Source organism: Kitasatospora purpeofusca, assembly GCF_036010405.1.
Taxonomy (GTDB): Bacteria; Actinomycetota; Actinomycetes; order Streptomycetales; family Streptomycetaceae; genus Kitasatospora; species Kitasatospora purpeofusca.
Window position 1 is genome coordinate 6381238 of sequence record NZ_CP108561.1, and the last position, 20348, is coordinate 6401585.

General features: G+C 70.5%; 11 protein-coding genes, 3 rRNA genes and 1 pseudogene. 13 read left to right on the forward strand and 2 right to left on the reverse strand.

Annotated features, from left to right (window positions below):
• The first annotated feature begins 587 nt into the window (after window positions 1-587).
• From OG715_RS28050 to OG715_RS28100, 11 genes are all read left to right on the forward strand, one after another.
• Window positions 588-2111: ribosomal RNA gene (locus OG715_RS28050) — 16S ribosomal RNA — on the forward strand.
• Window positions 2112-2391: 280 nt separating this feature from the next.
• Window positions 2392-5514: ribosomal RNA gene (locus OG715_RS28055) — 23S ribosomal RNA — on the forward strand.
• An 85-nt stretch (window positions 5515-5599) separates the two neighbouring features.
• Window positions 5600-5716 (forward strand): 5S ribosomal RNA (rrf, locus tag OG715_RS28060).
• The 16S, 23S and 5S rRNA genes sit together here, the layout of an rRNA operon.
• A 263-nt stretch (window positions 5717-5979) precedes the next feature.
• The gene (locus OG715_RS28065; protein WP_266274473.1) at window positions 5980-7386 is read left to right on the forward strand and encodes a sensor histidine kinase; all 1407 of its coding nucleotides are present in this window, start codon (window positions 5980-5982) and stop codon (window positions 7384-7386) included.
• A complete protein-coding gene (locus OG715_RS28070) occupies window positions 7338-8003 on the forward strand; it encodes a LuxR C-terminal-related transcriptional regulator (protein ID WP_266274472.1) in 666 nt (221 codons plus the stop codon). Before OG715_RS28065 ends, OG715_RS28070 begins: the two co-directional genes overlap by 49 nt.
• Before the next feature lie 220 nt (window positions 8004-8223).
• Window positions 8224-9930 carry a DUF2637 domain-containing protein gene (locus OG715_RS28075; RefSeq protein WP_266274471.1) on the forward strand — a complete coding sequence of 569 codons (1707 nt, stop codon included), beginning with the start codon at window positions 8224-8226 and terminating at the stop codon, window positions 9928-9930.
• A 139-nt stretch (window positions 9931-10069) separates the two neighbouring features.
• Window positions 10070-11362 carry a DUF6986 family protein gene (locus OG715_RS28080; protein ID WP_266274470.1) on the forward strand — a complete coding sequence of 431 codons (1293 nt, stop codon included), beginning with the start codon at window positions 10070-10072 and terminating at the stop codon, window positions 11360-11362.
• Window positions 11363-11510: 148 nt separating this feature from the next.
• Window positions 11511-12167 (forward strand): YigZ family protein, encoded by a 657-nt coding sequence (locus tag OG715_RS28085; RefSeq protein ID WP_266274469.1) that lies wholly within the window; start codon window positions 11511-11513, stop codon window positions 12165-12167.
• A 315-nt stretch (window positions 12168-12482) separates the two neighbouring features.
• The gene (locus OG715_RS28090; protein ID WP_266274468.1) at window positions 12483-14321 is read left to right on the forward strand and encodes a hypothetical protein; all 1839 of its coding nucleotides are present in this window, start codon (window positions 12483-12485) and stop codon (window positions 14319-14321) included.
• A gap of 128 nt (window positions 14322-14449) precedes the next feature.
• On the forward strand, window positions 14450-16108 hold the full coding sequence (locus OG715_RS28095; protein ID WP_266274467.1) for a restriction endonuclease: 1659 nt from the start codon (window positions 14450-14452) through the stop codon (window positions 16106-16108).
• A gap of 350 nt (window positions 16109-16458) precedes the next feature.
• On the forward strand, window positions 16459-17253 hold the full coding sequence (locus tag OG715_RS28100; protein WP_266274742.1) for a ZIP family metal transporter: 795 nt from the start codon (window positions 16459-16461) through the stop codon (window positions 17251-17253).
• A gap of 53 nt (window positions 17254-17306) precedes the next feature.
• Here OG715_RS28100 and OG715_RS28105 read toward each other — a convergent pair whose 3' ends face one another.
• Window positions 17307-18212 carry a LysR family transcriptional regulator gene (locus tag OG715_RS28105; RefSeq protein WP_266274466.1) on the reverse strand — a complete coding sequence of 302 codons (906 nt, stop codon included), beginning with the start codon at window positions 18210-18212 and terminating at the stop codon, window positions 17307-17309.
• Window positions 18213-18324: 112 nt separating this feature from the next.
• Here OG715_RS28105 and OG715_RS28110 point away from each other — a divergent pair, with 112 nt between their 5' ends.
• Window positions 18325-19278 (forward strand): EamA family transporter, encoded by a 954-nt coding sequence (locus OG715_RS28110; RefSeq protein WP_266274740.1) that lies wholly within the window; start codon window positions 18325-18327, stop codon window positions 19276-19278.
• 103 nt (window positions 19279-19381) lie between these two features.
• Here the strand turns inward: OG715_RS28110 and OG715_RS28115 are convergent.
• Window positions 19382-19828: pseudogene (locus tag OG715_RS28115) on the reverse strand (MarR family winged helix-turn-helix transcriptional regulator); the annotation flags it as partial.
• 147 nt (window positions 19829-19975) lie between these two features.
• On the opposite strand from OG715_RS28115, the gene OG715_RS28120 reads away from it, so the two are divergent.
• On the forward strand, window positions 19976-20314 hold the full coding sequence (locus OG715_RS28120; RefSeq protein ID WP_266274465.1) for a DUF2218 domain-containing protein: 339 nt from the start codon (window positions 19976-19978) through the stop codon (window positions 20312-20314).
• The last annotated feature ends 34 nt before the right edge of the window (window positions 20315-20348 follow it).

The following is a 20348-nucleotide window of genomic DNA, read 5'->3' on the forward strand; positions in this document are numbered from 1 at the left end:
AGTTTGCCGGGCGTTTGCCTTCGGCCGCGAACCGGCGTAGTGTTCCCTAGTCGCTCGACAGGGAGAACCGGACACGCATCAGCGCGGACGGTCCCGGGGCGGCCAATCCTCGAAACACCACTTCCAGAACCGAATCGGCTGCGCCATGCCTTTTGGCTTTCGCGGCGAGGGTTTGTTTTGTTGTGCTCATTTTTGATGATTGCGGCCGGATTCGCTTTTCGGAGCGGGGATCGGCTAGAGTTTGAAACGTCGGACGGGGCGTCAAGCCGCAGAAGACACCAGCGAGTTGGATGAAGGAAGCGCCGGGAACGGCACGGAGAACATCTGATAAGCTGGGAACACGAAAGAACGAAGCGCCCGGAGGGCCGGTGTGAAAGCCGCCTGAAGGAAGTGTCCGTTCCTTGAGAACTCAACAGCGTGCCAAAAGTCAACGCCAGATATGTTGACATCCCCGGCCTCGGACCTGTTCCGGGGTTGGAGATTCCTTTTGAAGTAAAACACTAGCGAGGACGCAGTGCGCGGGATCACCTAATTCCGGTGGTTGCCGTGCCGCTCGACGCGAGTGCTGACCCGATTACGGGTAATCATTCACGGAGAGTTTGATCCTGGCTCAGGACGAACGCTGGCGGCGTGCTTAACACATGCAAGTCGAACGGTGAAGCCCTTCGGGGTGGATCAGTGGCGAACGGGTGAGTAACACGTGGGCAATCTGCCCTGCACTCTGGGACAAGCCCTGGAAACGGGGTCTAATACCGGATATGACCTGGGACCGCATGGTCCCGGGTGTAAAGCTCCGGCGGTGCAGGATGAGCCCGCGGCCTATCAGCTTGTTGGTGGGGTAATGGCCTACCAAGGCGACGACGGGTAGCCGGCCTGAGAGGGCGACCGGCCACACTGGGACTGAGACACGGCCCAGACTCCTACGGGAGGCAGCAGTGGGGAATATTGCACAATGGGCGAAAGCCTGATGCAGCGACGCCGCGTGAGGGATGACGGCCTTCGGGTTGTAAACCTCTTTCAGCAGGGAAGAAGCGCAAGTGACGGTACCTGCAGAAGAAGCACCGGCTAACTACGTGCCAGCAGCCGCGGTAATACGTAGGGTGCGAGCGTTGTCCGGAATTATTGGGCGTAAAGAGCTCGTAGGCGGCCTGTCGCGTCGGATGTGAAAGCCCGGGGCTCAACCCCGGGTCTGCATTCGATACGGGCAGGCTAGAGTGTGGTAGGGGAGATCGGAATTCCTGGTGTAGCGGTGAAATGCGCAGATATCAGGAGGAACACCGGTGGCGAAGGCGGATCTCTGGGCCATTACTGACGCTGAGGAGCGAAAGCGTGGGGAGCGAACAGGATTAGATACCCTGGTAGTCCACGCCGTAAACGTTGGGAACTAGGTGTTGGCGACATTCCACGTCGTCGGTGCCGCAGCTAACGCATTAAGTTCCCCGCCTGGGGAGTACGGCCGCAAGGCTAAAACTCAAAGGAATTGACGGGGGCCCGCACAAGCAGCGGAGCATGTGGCTTAATTCGACGCAACGCGAAGAACCTTACCAAGGCTTGACATATACCGGAAACGGCCAGAGATGGTCGCCCCCTTGTGGTCGGTATACAGGTGGTGCATGGTTGTCGTCAGCTCGTGTCGTGAGATGTTGGGTTAAGTCCCGCAACGAGCGCAACCCTTGTTCTGTGTTGCCAGCATGCCTTTCGGGGTGATGGGGACTCACAGGAGACTGCCGGGGTCAACTCGGAGGAAGGTGGGGACGACGTCAAATCATCATGCCCCTTATGTCTTGGGCTGCACACGTGCTACAATGGTCGGTACAAAGGGCTGCGATGCCGCGAGGCGGAGCGAATCCCAAAAAGCCGGCCTCAGTTCGGATTGGGGTCTGCAACTCGACCCCATGAAGTTGGAGTTGCTAGTAATCGCAGATCAGCATGCTGCGGTGAATACGTTCCCGGGCCTTGTACACACCGCCCGTCACGTCACGAAAGTCGGTAACACCCGAAGCCGGTGGCCTAACCCGTAAGGGGAGGAGCCGTCGAAGGTGGGACCAGCGATTGGGACGAAGTCGTAACAAGGTAGCCGTACCGGAAGGTGCGGCTGGATCACCTCCTTTCTAAGGAGCAATATGCCGCTTGCAGGCGAATGTCCTGCACGGTTGCTCATGGGTGGAACGTTGACTATTCGGCACACGGGATCAACTGCCGCTAGTACTGCTTCGGCGTGGAACGCGGTTGATGGATTCTGGGTGTCGGGCACGTTGTTGGGTCCTGAGGGAATGGCCGTAAGGCTGTTGCTTCAGTGATGCCGGTCTCATGCGAGGCGAGTTTTCGGACTTGTTGAGTGTGGGTGTCTGGTCGTTGTTTGAGAACTGCACAGTGGACGCGAGCATCTGTGGCCAAGTTTTTAAGGGCGCACGGTGGATGCCTTGGCACCAGGAACCGATGAAGGACGTGGGAGGCCACGATAGTCCCCGGGGAGCCGTCAACCAGGCTTTGATCCGGGGGTTTCCGAATGGGGAAACCCGGCAGTCGTCATGGGCTGTCACCCATACCTGAACACATAGGGTATGTGGAGGGAACGCGGGGAAGTGAAACATCTCAGTACCCGCAGGAAGAGAAAACAACCGTGATTCCGGGAGTAGTGGCGAGCGAAACCGGATGAGGCTAAACCATGAGCGTGTGAGACCCGGCAGGGGTTGCGCTGATGGGGTCGTGGGATTTTTCTTGACCGGTCTGCCGGCCGGTCGGCGAGTCAGAAACCGTATGGGTAGTCGAAGGACATGCGAAAGGTCCGGCGTAGAGGGTAAGACCCCCGTAGACGAAATCTGTACGGCTCGTTTGAAGAACTCCCAAGTAGCACGGGGCCCGAGAAATCCCGTGTGAATCTGGCGGGACCACCCGCTAAGCCTAAATATTCCCTGGTGACCGATAGCGGATAGTACCGTGAGGGAATGGTGAAAAGTACCGCGGGAGCGGAGTGAAATAGTACCTGAAACCGTGTGCCTACAAGCCGTGGGAGCGTCGGACGCGCAGCTTGCTGTGTGTCTCGTGACTGCGTGCCTTTTGAAGAATGAGCCTGCGAGTTTGCGGTGTGTAGCGAGGTTAACCCGTGTGGGGTAGCCGTAGCGAAAGCGAGTCCGAATAGGGCGATACAGTTGCATGCCCAAGACCCGAAGCGGAGTGATCTAGCCATGGGCAGGTTGAAGCGGAGGTAAGACTTCGTGGAGGACCGAACCCACCAGGGTTGAAAACCTGGGGGATGACCTGTGGTTAGGGGTGAAAGGCCAATCAAACTCCGTGATAGCTGGTTCTCCCCGAAATGCATTTAGGTGCAGCGTCACGTGTTTCTTGCCGGAGGTAGAGCACTGGATAGGCGATGGGCCTCACCGGGTTACTGACCTTAGCCAAACTCCGAATGCCGGTAAGTGAGAGCGTGGCAGTGAGACTGTGGGGGATAAGCTCCATGGTCGAGAGGGAAACAGCCCAGAACACCGACTAAGGTCCCTAAGCGTGTGCTAAGTGGGAAAGGATGTGGAGTCGCAGAGACAACCAGGAGGTTGGCTTAGAAGCAGCCACCCTTGAAAGAGTGCGTAATAGCTCACTGGTCAAGTGATTCCGCGCCGACAATGTAGCGGGGCTCAAGCACATCACCGAAGTCGTGTCATTGCAGCATATAGGGCCAACGCCTGCTGTGATGGGTAGGGGAGCGTCGTGTGCCGGGTGAAGCGGCGGTGGAAACCAGTCGTGGACGGTACACGAGTGAGAATGCAGGCATGAGTAGCGATACAAGAGTGGGAAACTCTTGCGCCGATTGACCAAGGGTTCCTGGGTCAAGCTGATCTGCCCAGGGTAAGTCGGGACCTAAGGCGAGGCCGACAGGCGTAGTCGATGGACAACGGGTTGATATTCCCGTACCCGCTTTGAAGCGCCAACGCTGAACCAGGTGATGCTAAAGCCGTGAAGCCGGCCCGGAGTCTTCGGACGAAGGGACGTGGTGGAGCCGCTGGACCAAGTCTGTACTAGGTGAGCGATGGGGTGACGCAGGAAGGTAGTCCAGCCCGGGCGGTGGTTGTCCCGGGGTAAGGGTGTAGGCCGAGTGATAGGCAAATCCGTCACTCATCAAGGCTGAGACCTGATGCCGAGCCGATTGTGGTGAAGTGGATGATCCTATGCTGTCGAGAAAAGCCTCTAGCGAGTTTCATGGCGGCCCGTACCCCAAACCGACTCAGGTGGTCAGGTAGAGAATACCGAGGCGTTCGGGTGAACTATGGTTAAGGAACTCGGCAAAATGCCCCCGTAACTTCGGGAGAAGGGGGGCCATTCCTGGTGACGGCACTTGCTGCCAGAGCTGGGGGTGGCCGCAGAGACCAGCGAGAAGCGACTGTTTACTAAAAACACAGGTCCGTGCGAAGCCGTAAGGCGATGTATACGGACTGACGCCTGCCCGGTGCTGGAACGTTAAGGGGACCGGTTAGCTCTGATTCGTCGGGGCGAAGCTGAGAACTTAAGCGCCAGTAAACGGCGGTGGTAACTATAACCATCCTAAGGTAGCGAAATTCCTTGTCGGGTAAGTTCCGACCTGCACGAATGGCGTAACGACTTCTCGACTGTCTCAACCATAGGCCCGGTGAAATTGCATTACGAGTAAAGATGCTCGTTTCGCGCAGCAGGACGGAAAGACCCCGGGACCTTTACTATAGCTTGATATTGGTGTTCGGTTCGGCTTGTGTAGGATAGGTGGGAGACTTTGAAGCCGTGACGCCAGTCATGGTGGAGTCGTCGTTGAAATACCACTCTGGTCGTGCTGGATGTCTAACCTGGGTCCGTGATCCGGATCAGGGACAGTGTCTGGTGGGTAGTTTAACTGGGGCGGTTGCCTCCTAAAGAGTAACGGAGGCGCCCAAAGGTTCCCTCAGCCTGGTTGGCAATCAGGTGTTGAGTGTAAGTGCACAAGGGAGCTTGACTGTGAGACTGACGGGTCGAGCAGGGACGAAAGTCGGGACTAGTGATCCGGCGGTGGCTTGTGGAAGCGCCGTCGCTCAACGGATAAAAGGTACCCCGGGGATAACAGGCTGATCTTCCCCAAGAGTCCATATCGACGGGATGGTTTGGCACCTCGATGTCGGCTCGTCGCATCCTGGGGCTGGAGTAGGTCCCAAGGGTTGGGCTGTTCGCCCATTAAAGCGGTACGCGAGCTGGGTTTAGAACGTCGTGAGACAGTTCGGTCCCTATCCGCTGTGCGCGTAGGAGTGTTGAGAAGGGCTGTCCCTAGTACGAGAGGACCGGGACGGACGAACCTCTGGTGTGCCAGTTGTCCTGCCAAGGGCATGGCTGGTTGGCTACGTTCGGGAGGGATAACCGCTGAAAGCATCTAAGCGGGAAGCCTGCTTCGAGATGAGCACTCCCACCTCCTTGAGAGGGTAAGGCTCCCAGTAGACGACTGGGTTGATAGGCCGGATATGGAAGCCCTGTGAGGGGTGGAGTTGACCGGTACTAATAGGCCGAGGGCTTGTCCTCAGTTGCTCGCGTCCACTGTGTTGTTCTGAAACAACGACCCCCATGACATGGCCTGTCGTGGGTGCGGTTGACAGTTTCATAGTGTTTCGGTGGTCATAGCGTGAGGGAAACGCCCGGTTACATTCCGAACCCGGAAGCTAAGCCTCACAGCGCCGATGGTACTGCAGGGGGGACCCTGTGGGAGAGTAGGACGCCGCCGAACAATCATTGTGAAGAACCCCCGTCGGGTAACCGACGGGGGTTCTTTGCGTTGTGCGTGAAATGCCGCGTGAACGGCGGGGTGTATTGCTGCGCGTGGCGCGTGGGGGATCGGGACCCGCTGGGGCAGGGGCCCGCGCGGGGTGGACCTAGGACCACCCCGAATTCGGGTGGGACGGCCAGTGCCGGCAGCCCCGGGTCCGGGGACACTGGATGAGGAGGATCGGGGCCGGTCTGCGGCATCGGCATCAGCAATCAGGAGTTGGCGTGGCAACAGAGAGTCGGATCAGCGGGGGTGGTGCCGTGCGCGCCCAGACCGAGGCGGCACTCGCTGCGGGCGGCCGCGGGCTGGCCCGGTTGTCCCTCCTGGTGCTCGGTTCGGTGCCGGTCGTGGTGGTGCCCGTGTTCGGGGCCTTCTTCGCCGGCGCGACGACCGCGTGGCTGCTCGACAGCTACTACCCGGCGGTGTTCCTCGCGCTGATCGCCGCCGTGGGCGCGGCCCTGGCGCTGGCCGGCCTGTTCGTGCGGCCGACCGCGACCCGGACGCGGGGGCAGCTCAACCGCTGGTACGGCACCAGGTTGCAGGCGGTGTACACCCCCAGGCCGCCGCTGGAGGCGGATGCCCGCGGTCACTGGTGGACGGGCTACTCCTACCACCGGTCCCACAACGTCGCCCGGCTCGCGCAGCTGCTGCACTGGGCCGCGAGGGATGCGGTCGTGCGGCGCGAGATGCTCTGGCTGCTGGTCAGCCCGCTGCTGGCGACCGCGCTGGGAGCAGTGGTGGTGGTGGTCCTGGGCTGTGGGGTGGCGTCCCTGGTCGTCGCGGTGCGCGGCAACGGGCCGGTGGGATCCAGGGGTGCCGCGGCCCTGCTCCTCTCGACGCTGCTCGGGCTCGGGCTGCTCGCTCTGGGCACTCTGCTGGCCCCGTACGCGGTGCGCGGGTACGCCGAGGTGGCCCGACGGGTGCTGGACAAGGACGGTCGGGCCTCGCACGCCCAGCTGACCCGCCGGGTGGCGGAGCTGACCGAGACCCGGGCCGACGCGGTCGGCGACCAGGCGGCGGAGCTCCGGCGGATCGAGCGCGACCTGCACGACGGCGCCCAGGCGCGGCTGGTCGCGATCGGGATGACGCTGGGCACGATCGAGCACCTGATGGAGACCGATCCGGTGGCGGCGCGCGAGCTGCTGTCCGAGGCCCGGCAGTCCTCGGCGCGGGCGCTCCAGGAGCTGCGCGACCTGGTCCGGGGGATCCACCCGCCGGTGCTGGCGGAGCGGGGGCTGGGTGACGCGGTCCGCGCGCTCGCGCTGGACTGCGCGCTGCCGACCGAGGTGTGCGTGAGCCTGCCGGACCGCCCGGCGGCGCCGGTGGAGGCCACGGCGTACTTCAGCATCTGCGAGCTGCTGGCCAACGCGGCCAAGCACTCGGGCGCGGAGCAGGTGTGGGTGGACATCCTGTACCGGGCCGGCCGGCTGCGGGTCACGGTGACGGACGACGGTGTCGGGGTCGCGGATCCCACCAGGGGGACCGGGCTGCGGGGGATCGAGCGGCGATTGGGTACCTTCGACGGTGTCCTCGCCATCGACAGTACGTCGGGCGGTCCGACCACCATCACCCTGGAGTTGCCGTGCGAGTTGTCCTCGCCGAGGACCTTTACCTCCTTCGAGAAGGTCTGATCAGGCTGCTGGAGGCGCACGGTTTCACGATCGCCGCCGCGGTCGAGACCGGTCCGGAACTGCAGGAGGCGCTGCTGACGCACCGTCCGGACGTCGCGGTGGTCGATGTCCGGCTGCCGCCGACCCTGACCGACGAGGGTCTTCAGGCGGCACTCCAGGCCCGCCGGGAGATTCCGGGCCTGCCGGTGCTGGTGCTGTCGCAGCACGTCCAGCAGCTCTACGCGCGGGAGTTGCTGGCGGACGGCACCGGCGGGATCGGATATCTGCTGAAGGACCGGGTCTTCAACGCAGACCAGTTCATCGACGCGGTTCGCCGGGTGGCGGCCGGCGGTACGGCGATGGACCCGGACGTCATCGCCAAGCTGATGCAGAGCACCTCGCGTCGTTCGGGGCCGTTGCAGCGACTGTCGCCGCGCGAGCGGGAGGTGCTGGAGCTGATGGCGGAGGGGTGTTCGAACTCGGCGATCGCCGCCCGGCTGTCGGTGAGCGACGGTGCGGTGGCCAAGCACATCGCCAATATCTTCACCAAGCTCGAACTCGCCCCGGCCGAGGACGCGAACCGCCGGGTCATGGCCGTGCTGGCCTACCTCAACGGCACGGCGGGGCAGCCCTCCTGACCGGGTGCCCGCTCCCCGGCCGCGCGGGGTGGGGAGCGGGGGAGCGGGAGCGGCCGGTGACGGTGACGGTGCGGGCTGCGGGAACGCTGGGACAGGTGTACGAGTAAACTCCGGTGGGCCGAGCCCGGAGGTCGCTCAGCCGTCCGGCGCCCCGACAAGCGGGAACCGGCAGCCGAGGCAGCGTACGGCCGCAGCCGACATCCAGGGGTTGATAGACGTAATGGCACGCCCATCGCTCACCAAGGCCCACCGCATCCTGCTCGGTCTGGTCGCCGCCGGTGCCTGCATCATCTCCGGTATCGGCTTCGCCGGCTCGTACAGCGCGGTCAAGGAGCTGGCCGAGGCGAAGGGCTTCGGCGCCTTCTCCTACGCGTTCCCGATCGGCGTGGACGCGGGCATCGTGGTCCTGCTCGCGCTGGACCTGGTGCTCACCTGGCTGCGCATACCCTTCCCGGCGCTGCGGCAGACCGCCTGGCTGCTGACCGTCGCGACCATCGCCTTCAACGCGGCCGCCTCCTGGGGCGACCCGCTCGGGATGGGCATGCACGCCGTCATCCCGCTGCTGTTCGTCGTCGTGGTCGAGGCATCCCGGCACGCGGTCGGCCGGATCGCGGCGATCACCGCGGACCGGCACATGGAGTCGGTCCGGATGATGCGCTGGCTGCTCTCGCCGGTGCCGACCTTCCGGCTCTGGCGGCGGATGAAGCTCTGGGAGCTGCGCTCCTACGACGAGGTCGTGCGGCTGGAGCAGAACCGGCTGGTCTACCGGGCCCAGCTGCGCTTCCGCTACGGCCGGGGCTGGCGCCGCGCGGCGCCGATCCAGGCGCTGCTGCCGCTGAAGCTGGCCAAGTACGGCGTGCCGCTGGACCCGTCGGTGTTCGACCGGATGGACGAGGACGCCCGGGTGGCCCGGGAGGAGAAGGAGACCCGCGAGGTCGAGGCGGCGGCCCGGGCCGAGGCGGCCCTGGCGGCGCAGGAGGCCCGCGCGCTCCAGGAGAGCCGTGCGGCGGCCGCCCTGGTGCCGGCCGGGCAGTCCGCGCGGGCCGGGAACGGCGCCGCGGCGGTCCGCGAGCGGGACGGGGCGGAGGGCCCGGTCGCCGCGAGGCAGCAGCAGCCGGTCCGGGCCGACCGTTCCGCCCAGGCTGTTCCGCGGGTGCCGGGCCCGGCGCAGAGCCGGCCGCAGCCGCAGCCCCAGGGGCAGTCCGAGGCACCGGGGCAGGGCCGCCCGGAGCCGGAGGCGGAGCCGCTGGGCCAGGCCGAGCCCGCTCCTGCCGAGGTGCTCGCCAAGCTCGCCGCCGTGCGGCTTCGCGACGCCCAGGAGCCGGTCGGCGGGGCTCAGCAGCCCCCGGCGCCGCAGCAGGAGGAGCTGAACGTCTGGACCGAGCGGGCCGTGCGGACCACGGGGCACCCCGCTGACGGCGCGTCGGGCGGGCGGGTGCCCGGCCAGGTCTCGCCGTGGTTCAAGGCGCCGCGTCCGAGCGACCCCGACCAGCCGGAGGCCCCGGAGCAGCAGGCTGCCGTCGCCCAGGCCAGGCCCGGGGCGGGATACGCGGAGCCGCCGTTCGTGGAGGAGCGCTTCGCCGAGCAGGGCCAGGTCGAGCAGGGCTACGGGGACCAGGGCTACGCCGAGCAGGGCTACGCCGAGGCTGCGGAGGACGAGCCGGAGTCCGCCGAGCGCGCGCAGCGGCCGATCGGTCCCGCGCCGCGCCCGGGCTCGTACCGGCTGGACCCCGAGCAGGCCTTCGAGGCGCTGGTGAGCTACATCGACACCTTCGAGCACGAGCCGGACCCGCAGCGGCTGGCTGCCTGGCTGACCAAGAAGTACGGCGTGGCCGGCAACCGTCCCGACGGTTCGGTCCACCCCAAGGACGTCGAGGCGCTCTACCCGGAGCTGCGGGACCGCTACGCGACCTCCGGGCGGGACTGACCCGGCCCGGGGCCGCGTCGCCCGGTCCGTCGGCGGACCATTGACGCCCGTTCCCGGCCCGTCTACCTTCGCATCAACAAACTGTTGAAGCGCTGGCCTGGCACGGGCCCCGCGCGCATGCTTGCGTGAGGAGTGACGGATGTCGCAGGTCGAGACGGGTGCTACCGGGCCGACGGGCGGGGCGGGATTCTCCGCCGCCGCCCGGTCCGCCGTGGACGCTTTGCTGGCGCCGGTCGACGCCGATCTGGCCCGCCGCTTCCCGGGCGACCCGGGCACCCGCCAGCCGGTCCACACCGTCTACGTGCCGGCCGACGCCTTCGCCGCCGACACCGTGCGGAGCTGGGGCCGGCAGGCTCTGGCGGCCTTCGACGCCCACGCCGGTACCCCCGCCGAGCTCGCCCGCGCGCTCGGTGTCGCGGACGACGGGCTGCTCGCCGAGGTGCACCGCCGGGTCCGGGCCAAGCTGGAGCGCGAGCCGGTCGAGGACCTGCGGATCGACTTCGAGGACGGCTACGGCCCGAGGCCCGACGCGGAGGAGGACGCGGCGGCGGTCCGGGCCGCCGAGCTGCTCGCCGCCTCGGTCGCCGACGGCAGCGCTCCGCCGTACCTCGGCATCCGGATCAAGTGCATGGAGGCGGCCGTCCGCGACCGCGGCATCCGCACCCTGGAACTGTTCCTCGGCACCCTGCTGGCGCACGGCGGACTGCCCGACGGGCTGGTGCTGACCCTGCCCAAGGTGACCTACGCCGAGCAGGTCACCGCGCTGGTCCGGCTGCTGGCGGACTTCGAGCGCGGCGCCGGGCTGCCGGAGGGCCGGCTCCGTTTCGAGATCCAGATCGAGACCACCCAGGCGATCCTCGGCCCGGACGGCCGGGCCACCGTCGCCCGGATGATCGCGGCGGCCGAGGGACGGGCCACCGGCCTGCACTACGGCACCTTCGACTACAGCGCCGCGTGCGGGGTCGCCGCCGCCCACCAGAGCATGGACCACCCGGCCGCCGACCACGCCAAGGCGGTGATGCAGGTGGCCGCCGCCGGGACCGGGGTGCGGCTCTCCGACGGCTCCACCAATGTGGTGCCGGCCGGAACCACCGCCCAGGTGCACGCGGCGTGGAAGCTCCACCACGACCTGGTCCGCCGCTCGCTCGCCCGTGCCTACTACCAGGGCTGGGACATGCACCCGGCGCACCTGCCGACCCGGTACGTGGCCGTCTACTCCTTCTACCGGGAGGGCCTGGCCGCCGCCGCGGCCCGACTGGCCGCGTACGTGGCCAAGGCGGGCGGGGACGTCATGGACGAACCGGCGACCGCCCGGGCGCTCAGCGGCTACCTGCTGCGCGGGCTCGACTGCGGTGCGGTCGACCTCACCGAGGTGCGGGAGGCGACCGGTCTGGACCGGGCCCGGCTGGACGCGCTCGCGGGCCGCGGCTGACCGCTGCCCGGCCCCGCCCGCCCCGACGGGGTCCGCACCCGGTCGGAAGGGCACGCCGTAGGCTGGCGGGGCGGTCCGTGGGCGAGCTGTCGTGGCGCCCGGACCGCGCCGTCCGCCCCTCGTCGCCCTCCGGGAGAACCGCCGCGCCATGCCCGCCACACCGGAGCCGACCCCCCGGCCGTACCTGACCGTCCGGAGCGCGGGCACGCACGAGATCGAGATCAAGAAGTCCCGGTTCATCTGCCACCTCGCCCGGGTCGCCGACGAGGAGGAGGCCCAGGCGTTCATCGCCGGCATCCGCAAGCAGTACTGGGACGCCCGGCACAACTGCACCGCCTTCGTGGTCGGCGAGGAGCAGCGCCGCGAGCGCTCCAGCGACGACGGCGAGCCCGGCGGGACGGCCGGGGTGCCGATGCTGGAGGTGCTGCGCAGGCGCGGGGTGACCGACACGGTGGCCGTGGTGACCCGCTACTTCGGCGGTATCAAGCTCGGTGCCGGCGGTCTGGTGCGCGCCTACGGGAGCGCGGTGTCGGAGGCGCTGGACGAACTCGGGCTGCTGGAGCGGCGGCCGGTCGCGCTGCTCGCGGTGACGGTCGACCACGCCCGGGCCGGGCGGGTGGAGAACGACCTGCGGGCGGCCGGATTCACGGTCAGCGACCTGGCGTACGAGGCGTCCGGGGTGCGGATCGAGGTGGGGGTGCCGGAGCCGGAGGTCGCGGCGTTCCACACCTGGTTGGCCGAGGCGACCGGCGGCACGGCGGCCGGGGTGGCGGCGGGCCGGACCTTCGTCGAGGTGCCGGTCTGAGCGGACGGCGTCCGCGCGGCCAGTCCGGGGGAGGGGCCGGGGCGGGGCCGGAAGCGATGCAGATTCTCGTCCCGTGCGACAGCGGGCTTGAGCAGATTCACCCGAATGTAGTGATGTGGCCCGGAGTTGGAACTTCCGCTCCGGGCCATGGCGTTTCCTGGGCACAGGTCCGGCGAACCGGACCAAAGACCCATCGATGGAGGACACGGGACCCCACCGCCCCACGGAGGCATGCGCATGACCTCGGAACGTTCCTCGTCGTCGCCCGCCCGAGCCGGACTCCCCGGCTCCGGAGGCCCTGCGGCGCCCTATCGGATGACCGTCACCACCGCCCTCCCGTACGCCGACGCCCTCGCCCTGGCCGACCAGCACCTCGCCGCCTGGCTGAAACGGGAGGGGTGCGAGGAGCCCCCGCCCGCTCTCCTCGGCCCGCCGCCCGCGCTGTCCACCGCCCCGTCCACCCCGTGCGAGCTGTCCGCCCCGTCCCGGGCCGGAGCCGCCGCCCCTTACGCCGAGCGCTTCCGGCTCGGCGACCGGGTCCTGCTGGACCGCGACGGCGGCCCGCTCCCCGGCCCCGGGGGCCCGAGCGGCCCCGGGGACCCGGCCGGTCCGGGCAGTCCGGTCGGCCCCGGGGGCCGCTACGACCGCCGCCGGGTCCGTACCCCCGCCCCGCACGGCACCGACCACCTCACCCTCACCCTGGCGGCCGGGCCCGTCGGCCCGACCTGGTTCCGGCTGGAGGCCGCCACCCGCACCACCGACAGTGCCGTACGGACACCCGGCCGGGTACCGGTGCCCGAACCGGCCCGCACCCTGCTGCCGCTGCTGGACGCCGCGGACGGTCCGGCCGCCGTCCTGGCCGCTCCCCGGATGCTCACCGCGGCCGAGGTCGACGGCCTGGTCGACGAGCTCTGCGATCCGGACCGCCGGATGCCCGCCATGGTGGCCAGCGTCCCGGCCGGCCTCGATGCCGGAGCGTGGCTCGCCGACGTGGTCGCCCCGCTCTGCGAGCACCTGCCGGGACTCGCCACCCTGTACGTCCTGGACGCGGAGGCGCGCACCAGGTTCAACGTCGCCCTGGAGTTCCACGCCGTCTACGGCGGAGCGGTCCGCACCTATCTGCCCGAGGTCGACCCGGCCTCGCGCCGGGACGGCCGCCGGCACCCGGTGCTGGCCCGCCACCGGATCGAGGAGGACCCGCGGCGCGCGGCCGTCCTGCTGTCCCGCGAACCGCGCCGGCTCGCCGCCGAACGCACGCCGCCCGCGACGCTGGCGGCCGTGCCCCCGCTGCGGGTGCCGGCCTCGGTGCCCGTGCTCGCGGCCCCGGTGGCCGTCCCCGCCGGCCGGCCGGCCGGGACGGAGGAGCACGAGCGGGGCGCCCGCTCCGGCCACTCCCCGTATCCCCTGCACTCCGCCCACCCCGCGCGTCACGAGGGCCGCCGGGAGCACCGTCGCGAGCGGCCCAAGCCGAAGGCCCTCACGGCGGGCGGCCCGGGAGCGGGGCGCGGGTCCCTCGGCCGGCTCTGCACCGCACCCGCAGGAGCGGTGCCGGCCCCGCCGGCGCTGTTCGTCCCGGCCCCGGCGGCCCCGCCCCGGCCGCTGCTGCCCGCCCCCGCCCGTCGGGCCGGGCGGCGGCGCACCGGACCGGCCGGCGGCCGCGGCGGGATCCCGCTCACCTTCACCGAGCTGATGGAGCGGCTCGGCGAGTTCCCGCTGCTCACCTTCACCGGCGACCAGAAGGCCGCGCTCGCCCTCGACGAGCTGCGCTGTGCCGGAGGGGGCTGGGCCCGGCTCACCTGGGACGGTCTGACCGCGCTCCAGGAGTACGCCGAGGCGGCGGTCCGCGGCCGGGCGGGCGGCGACTTCAAGCAGTGGTGCGAACGGACCCCGGCCGGCTGCCACCGCTTCCCGCCCCGCAAGGCGGTGCGCGGCGAGTCGCGGACGGTGTACAGCCACGCCAAGTGGAAGCGCGAGCGGATGCTCCCGGTGCCGGAGTGCGTGGACGCGTCCAGACGCGCCTTCATGGGGGCGCACCTGCGGATCGGCGGCGGCCGCACCGCACCCCGGCTGCACTACCTGGACGACTGTTCGGGCAGTGGCCGGATCTATGTCGGCTACATCGGACTGCACCTGACCAACACCCGGACCAACTGAGAGGCTTGGCTGACCGGTGCGCCCGTTCGGTGGACAATGTCCGGAAGCGGGGCGGACCCCCGGTTCGCCGCCGAGGGGCTGCCGACCGCCCCGGGCAGGCGCCGGACGAGCATGGGGGACGACCACCGATGCAGTACTCAGCAGACGGCCAGTCCGACGGTGCTGTCACGGCCCCCCAACCGGGCTTCCTCGCCTCCGTGTTCCGCGACCTCGGGGTGGAGGAGCCGACCGCGGCCGGTCCGTCCGGCCGTCCCCCCGGCGCTCCGGACGGACCGTCGTCCACCGCCGGGCCGGCCCCGGACCAGCTCGGCGTGGGCGGCGACGAGGACGTCGCCGCCCACGCCAGGGCCGCCGCGCTCACCCACCACCGCACACTCACCGTCCAGGCCGAGCACGAGCGGCTGGCCGACCTGCTCCGGCGGTCCGCCCTGCCGGTCTCGGCCATGGACTTCGAGAGCCAGCTGCGCCGCTACGAGCCGCGCCCCTACCCGGACGGCGCGCCGCCCACCGCGGCCGGCGCGGACCCGGAGCCGCGCTGGGAGGACTACGCGCCCGCCGAACCGGCGGCGTCCGACCCCGACGCGCCCCCGGTCCGCCGACTGCTCGACTCCGACTACCAGCGCGGACTGGCCAAGGCCCGGCTGGCCCACCAGCGGGCCCTGCGGGAGTGGCGCACCCGGCAGGCCGAGGCCGGCAGCCCCGCCGCCGACGAGTCCCGGCGCGCCCACGACGAGGCCGAGCAGGCCCGGGCGCGCGCGGTGCGCGAGTACAACGACTCCCTGGAGGAGTGCCGCCGGGCCTACCGGCTGGCCGAGCCGGCCGCCGTGGAGTCCCTGCTGGAACGGGCCCTCGCCGCCGCCGAGACCAACACCCGGGACCTGCCGGCGCCCTGCCGCGCCGTCTACCGGCCGCTGACCCGTACCGCCGTGCTCGACCTCGACCTGCCGCCGCTGGACGTGGTGCCCTCGCTGACCGGCTACCGGCTCGCCCCCGACGGCGAGGTCCTCCCGGTGCCGCGCCCACCGGCCGACCGGGCCTCCGACTACCTGCGGCTGGTCGCCCGGCTGGCCCTGCGCGCGCTGCAGGCCGCCGACGCCGTCGACACCGACGAGATCCTCGCCGGCGTCGTGCTCAACGGCTGGCTGCGCGAGCCCGGCGGCGCCCTGCCGCTCTGCCTGGTGAGTGTGGACGCGGACCGTGACGCGCTGGCCCGCACCAGGCTGCTGCCGCCCACCGACCCCGAGGAGGAGCCCGACGGCGAGGGCGTCTACGCGGACGCCGAGCAGGACGAGGCACTGGTCCGGCTGCGCCAGCTCGACGCCGCCGTCAGCCCCGACCCGTACGGCCGGGCGGGCGTCGAACCGGCCGCGCAGGCGGCGGCCACCGTCCCGGCGGCGCCGGACCTCTCGGCGAACGAGTTCGCCCAGCTGGTCCGTGAGCTGCTCACCCGGGGCGGGCTCGGGCAGTGGAGCGTGCGGCTGCGCGGCCCGGTCGGGCTGGTGGCCACCGGCGAGGGGCCCGTCGGCAGCGCGCTGCCCGGCCGCTGGGTGGTCTGGGCCTCCCGGGGCGAGGGGGCGGTGGGGGAGGAGGAGATCCGGACCCTGGCGGAGGCGGTCCGCGAGGAGTCGGCCGAACGCGGGCTGCGGCTGACCACCGGCCGTTTCACCGACGGTGCGCTCGACCTCACCGGCGAGGACGGGCACCGGCACATCCACCTGGTCGACGGGGACGGAGTCCGCGAGCTGACGCACACCCACCTCGGGCTGTCGTTCGCCGCCGGACACTGAGCCGCGCGGGCGCCGCCGCAGGGGCCCGGTCGCGCGGGCCCGGCCGCGGGGGCGGCCGGAACCGTCCCCGCGTCCCGAGGGGGTCCGGGTGGCCGGGAATCCACTACGGTGGTCGGCCCGGCGCGGGTACTGTCGGTCGGTTCCGGCGGCCTGCCACGGCGGTCTCACCCCGACGGCTTGCCCGGCGGGCGACGGCGCGCGGGGTGTCCGACGCTGGGGGACACGGCCGGCCGGTACCGGCCGGCGGTCGGCCCGGGGACGGGCGGGACACGGGGGAGACGAGTGGACAGACGGACCGTCACGGCGGTGCGGCGGTGACCGCGGTCCTGGTGGCCGCGGGGGCCTTCCTGATGACGCTGATCGGCGGCTGGGTCGCGCAGCGCACCGGCGACCGCCGGCACCTGGTGCTCGGCTTCGCCGCCGGGCTGATGCTCGGGGTGGTCGCCTTCGACCTCCTCCCGGAGGCGCTGCACCAGGCGCCCGAGGAGGTCCACGGGGTGCCGCAGGCGCTGCTGATGTTCGCGGCCGGCTTCCTGGCCATCCACATCGTCGAGCGGGCGGTCGCGATCCACCGCGGCCACGAGGAGGAGTACGCCGAGCACAGCCACGGCCACCGCCACAGCCACGGCGGGTCGGCCGAGCAGGACCGGGACCGCAGCCACGGCCACAACCACAGCCACGGCCGTTCCCGGACGGACGCCGAGCGGCACCAGGGCGTGGGCCTGACGGCCGCGATGGCCCTGGTCGGCCACAGCGTCATGGACGGCTTCGCGATCGGCGCGGCCTTCCAGGCCGGTACGACGGTCGGGACGGTGGTGGCGATCGCGGTGGTCGCGCACGACTTCGCGGACGGCTTCAACACGTACACGATCACCCGGCTCTACGGGAACAACAAGCGGCGGGCGCTGGCCCTGCTGGCGGCGGACGCGCTGGCGCCGGTCACCGGTGCCGCGATCACCCTGCTGTTCACCATCTCCGAGCACCTGCTCGGGCTGTACCTGGGGTTCTTCGCCGGATTCCTGCTCTACCTGGCGACCTCCGACATCCTCCCCGAGGCGCACAGCCCGCACCCCTCGCGCACCACCCTGCTCTGCACGCTCGCCGGGGTCGGCTTCATGTGGCTGGTGATCGGCTTCGCCTCCTGACGGGGGCCGCGACGGGGCGTCTGCCGGTGAGCCGCCCGGTCCGGCCGCCCCGCTCAGCCGCTCCGGGCGTCCCAGCGGGCCCGCATCGCCTCCAGCGCCTCGGTGATCGCCGGACGGCGCGAGGCCTGGGAGCGCCAGAGCGCGAACACCCGCCGGGCCGGCTCCGGCGCCACCGGCCGGGCCACCACCCCCGGCGGCAGCGCGCCCCGGCCCAGCCGGGGCACCAGCCCGATGCCGAGACCGGCCCCGATCAGGGCGATCTGGGTCTCGAACTCGCCGACCCGGTAGTGCACGTCCGGCTCCTCGCCGGCCTCGCGCAGGGTCCGGACCAGCCAGTCGTGGCAGATGTTGCCCGGCGGCACGCTCGTCCAGCGCTGCCCGCGCAGCCGCCCCACCGGCACCACCGGGAGCTCCGCCAGCGGATGGCCGACCGGCAGCAGCAGGTCCACCGGGTCCGACCCGAGGTCCGTCCGGTCGAGCCCCTCCTGCACCGGCAGCGGCACCGTCGGCCAGTCCTGGACCAGCGCCAGGTCGACCTCGCCGCGCGCCACCAGCTCGGCCGCCGGGTACGGGTCGCACTCCAGCAGCCGCACGTCCAACTCCGGGCAGCGCTCGCGCAGATCGGCCAGCACCCCGGGCATCAGCCCGCGCGCGCCGGTCGCGAAGGCGGCCACCAGCAGCCGTCCGACCGCCTGGCCGCGCTGCTCCTCAAGCCGCACCTCGGCCCGCTCCACCAGCCCCAGCACCGCCTGCGCCGTCCCCGCCAGCTCGCGCGCCGCGTCCGTCAGCACCACGCCCCGGCCCCGGCGCTCCAGCAGCACCGTCCTGGTCTCCCGCTCCAGCTTGGCGATCTGCTGGGAGACGGCGGACGGGGTGAAACCGAGGGCCGCGGCCGCCCCGCCGACCGAGCCGTGGACGGCCACCGCGTGCAGCGCCCGCAGGCGCCCCAGATCCATCATGCAGCAATGCTAAAGCGTTGCCTTCAGAATTCATCGCTGGTGCTGCACGGTTCCGGGCGGCCATGCTCGTGCCATGAGCGTTTCCCCGCAGGCCGCCCCGCGCGGCGGCACCATGAGTCCGCGTCACATCGGCCTGGCCGTCCTGGTGGCCGCCGTCTGGGGCCTCAACTTCGTCCTCATCCACATCGGGCTCCAGAACTTCCCGCCGCTGCTGTTCTGCGCCCTGCGGTTCGCGGTGGTCGCCGTCCCGGCGATCTTCTTCGTGGGACCGCCGAAGGTCGCCCTGCGCTGGGTCGTCGCGGTCGGGGTGGTGCTCGGCGTGGTCAAGTTCGGCCTGCTCTTCCTGGGCATGCACGCCGGGATGCCGGCCGGCCTCTCCTCGCTGGTGCTCCAGGGGCAGGCGGTGTTCACCGCGCTGTTCGCCGGCGCGCTGCTGGGCGAGCGCCCCGGCGCCCGGCGGCTGACCGGCCTGGGGGTCGCCTTCGCGGGCATCGGGCTGAGCGCCGTCGACCACGGCCTCGGCGGGCCGCTGGGCGCCTTCGCCCTGGTCGTCCTGGCCGCGGCCGCCTGGGGGCTGTCCAATGTGCTGACCCGCAAGGCCGCCCCGCCGGACGCGCTGCGCTGGATGGTCTGGGTCAGCGCCGTGCCGCCGCTGCCGCTGCTCGGCCTCTCGCTGCTGGTCGAGGGCCCGGCGGCCGACCTGCGCGCGCTGCGCGGCATCGACCTCGCCGGGCTCGGCGCGATCGGCTACGTCGGGCTGGTCTCCACCCTGTTCGGCTTCGTCGCCTGGAGCTACCTGCTGCGCAGCTACGACGCCACCGCCGTGGCGCCCTACTCGCTGCTGGTGCCGGTGTTCGGGATGTCCTCGGCCTGGCTGCTGCTCGGCGAGCCGGTCGGCCCGGTGGCCGCCGTCGCCGCGCTGCTGGTGATCGCCGGGATCGGGATCACCGCGCTGCGCCCGGGGGCGCTGTCCGGCGTGCTGCGGCGGTGGGAGCGACGGTCGCCGCGTACGCGGTCTCGGCGCTCCGCAGCGCTCGCAGCAGCGCGTCCTGGTCGGCGGGGCTGACCGCGCCGAAGTACTCCTGGGAGACCTCGTAGCGGACCTGGCCGATCCGCTCCACCGCCGACCGGCCGGCCTCGGTCAGCAGGATCCGCACGGCCCGGCGGTCGGCCGGGTCCGGGGTCCGTGCCACCAGGCCGGCCTCCTCCAGCGCGTCGACCACCGTGGTGGCCGAGCGGGGGGCGATGTGCAGCCGGTCCGCCAGGTCGCTGAGCCGCATCGCCCGGTCGGGGAGCTCGCAGCCCGGGGCGTGCGCGAGGGTGCGCAGGGCGCGGCCCTGGCCGGGGGTGATGCCGTAGGGCTCCAGCCGCTCGCTGGTGAGGCGGCGGATCCGCTTGATCGCCCGGGTCATCGCATCGGCCAGTTCGGCGGCGGTGTCCTGTTCGGCGATGTCCTGTTCGGCGATGTCCTGTTCGGCGGTGCCCGGTTCGGTGCCGGCCTGTGCGCTGCCGGCCTGTGCGCCGGCGGTCTGTTCGGTACTTCCTTGTGCGGGACTGTCGGGGGCGCCGGTGCCGGGGGAGGAGCTCGCCGCGTCGTCGGTCGGCGTGGTGGTCATGGGCGGCTCTCCTCGGCAGGTGTTCGACCAAGGGTATCGGCCGCTCCGGGGGCGCCCGGAAAAATGTTGAGTAAGACTCAGTATCTGGGTTAGCGTAGGTGGTGAGTGAGGGCACCCTAAGTTCCCTCCCCTGATTCTGGAGGGCCCGTGCCCCGCTCCGAAGCCCGCGTCACCACCGACCGTTCCGCCCGCTACGCCAAGCAGCTCGCCGCCCACATGGGCCGCAAGATCAAGGCCGACTGGTCCGAGGAGACCGGTCACGGCACCCTCGTCTTCGGCGCCGGCACCGCCACGCTGGAGGCCACCCCCGACGCGCTGCTGCTCGCCGTCGAGGGCGAGACCGAGAACCTGCCCGGACTGGAGGACGTCGTCGGCCGCCACCTGGTCCGCTTCGGCGCCCGCGACGAACTGGTCGTCGAGTGGCGCCGTGACAACGGCGAGGCCGGCCTCGTCCACCGCAACGAGGAGGAGCCGGCCGAGGGCTGATCCCCGGGCGGCGCGGGCCGGCGTTCACGGCCCG

Coding starts and splice junctions, on each gene's coding strand:
- OG715_RS28075 (WP_266274471.1), top strand. CDS start 8,224: ATGGCACGCCCATCGCTCACCAAGGCCCACCGCATCCTGCTCGGTCTG.
- OG715_RS28080 (WP_266274470.1), top strand. CDS start 10,070: ATGTCGCAGGTCGAGACGGGTGCTACCGGGCCGACGGGCGGGGCGGGA.
- OG715_RS28085 (WP_266274469.1), top strand. CDS start 11,511: ATGCCCGCCACACCGGAGCCGACCCCCCGGCCGTACCTGACCGTCCGG.
- OG715_RS28090 (WP_266274468.1), top strand. CDS start 12,483: ATGACCGTCACCACCGCCCTCCCGTACGCCGACGCCCTCGCCCTGGCC.
- OG715_RS28095 (WP_266274467.1), top strand. CDS start 14,450: ATGCAGTACTCAGCAGACGGCCAGTCCGACGGTGCTGTCACGGCCCCC.
- OG715_RS28100 (WP_266274742.1), top strand. CDS start 16,459: ATGACGCTGATCGGCGGCTGGGTCGCGCAGCGCACCGGCGACCGCCGG.
- OG715_RS28105 (WP_266274466.1), bottom strand. CDS start 18,212: ATGATGGATCTGGGGCGCCTGCGGGCGCTGCACGCGGTGGCCGTCCAC.
- OG715_RS28110 (WP_266274740.1), top strand. CDS start 18,325: ATGAGTCCGCGTCACATCGGCCTGGCCGTCCTGGTGGCCGCCGTCTGG.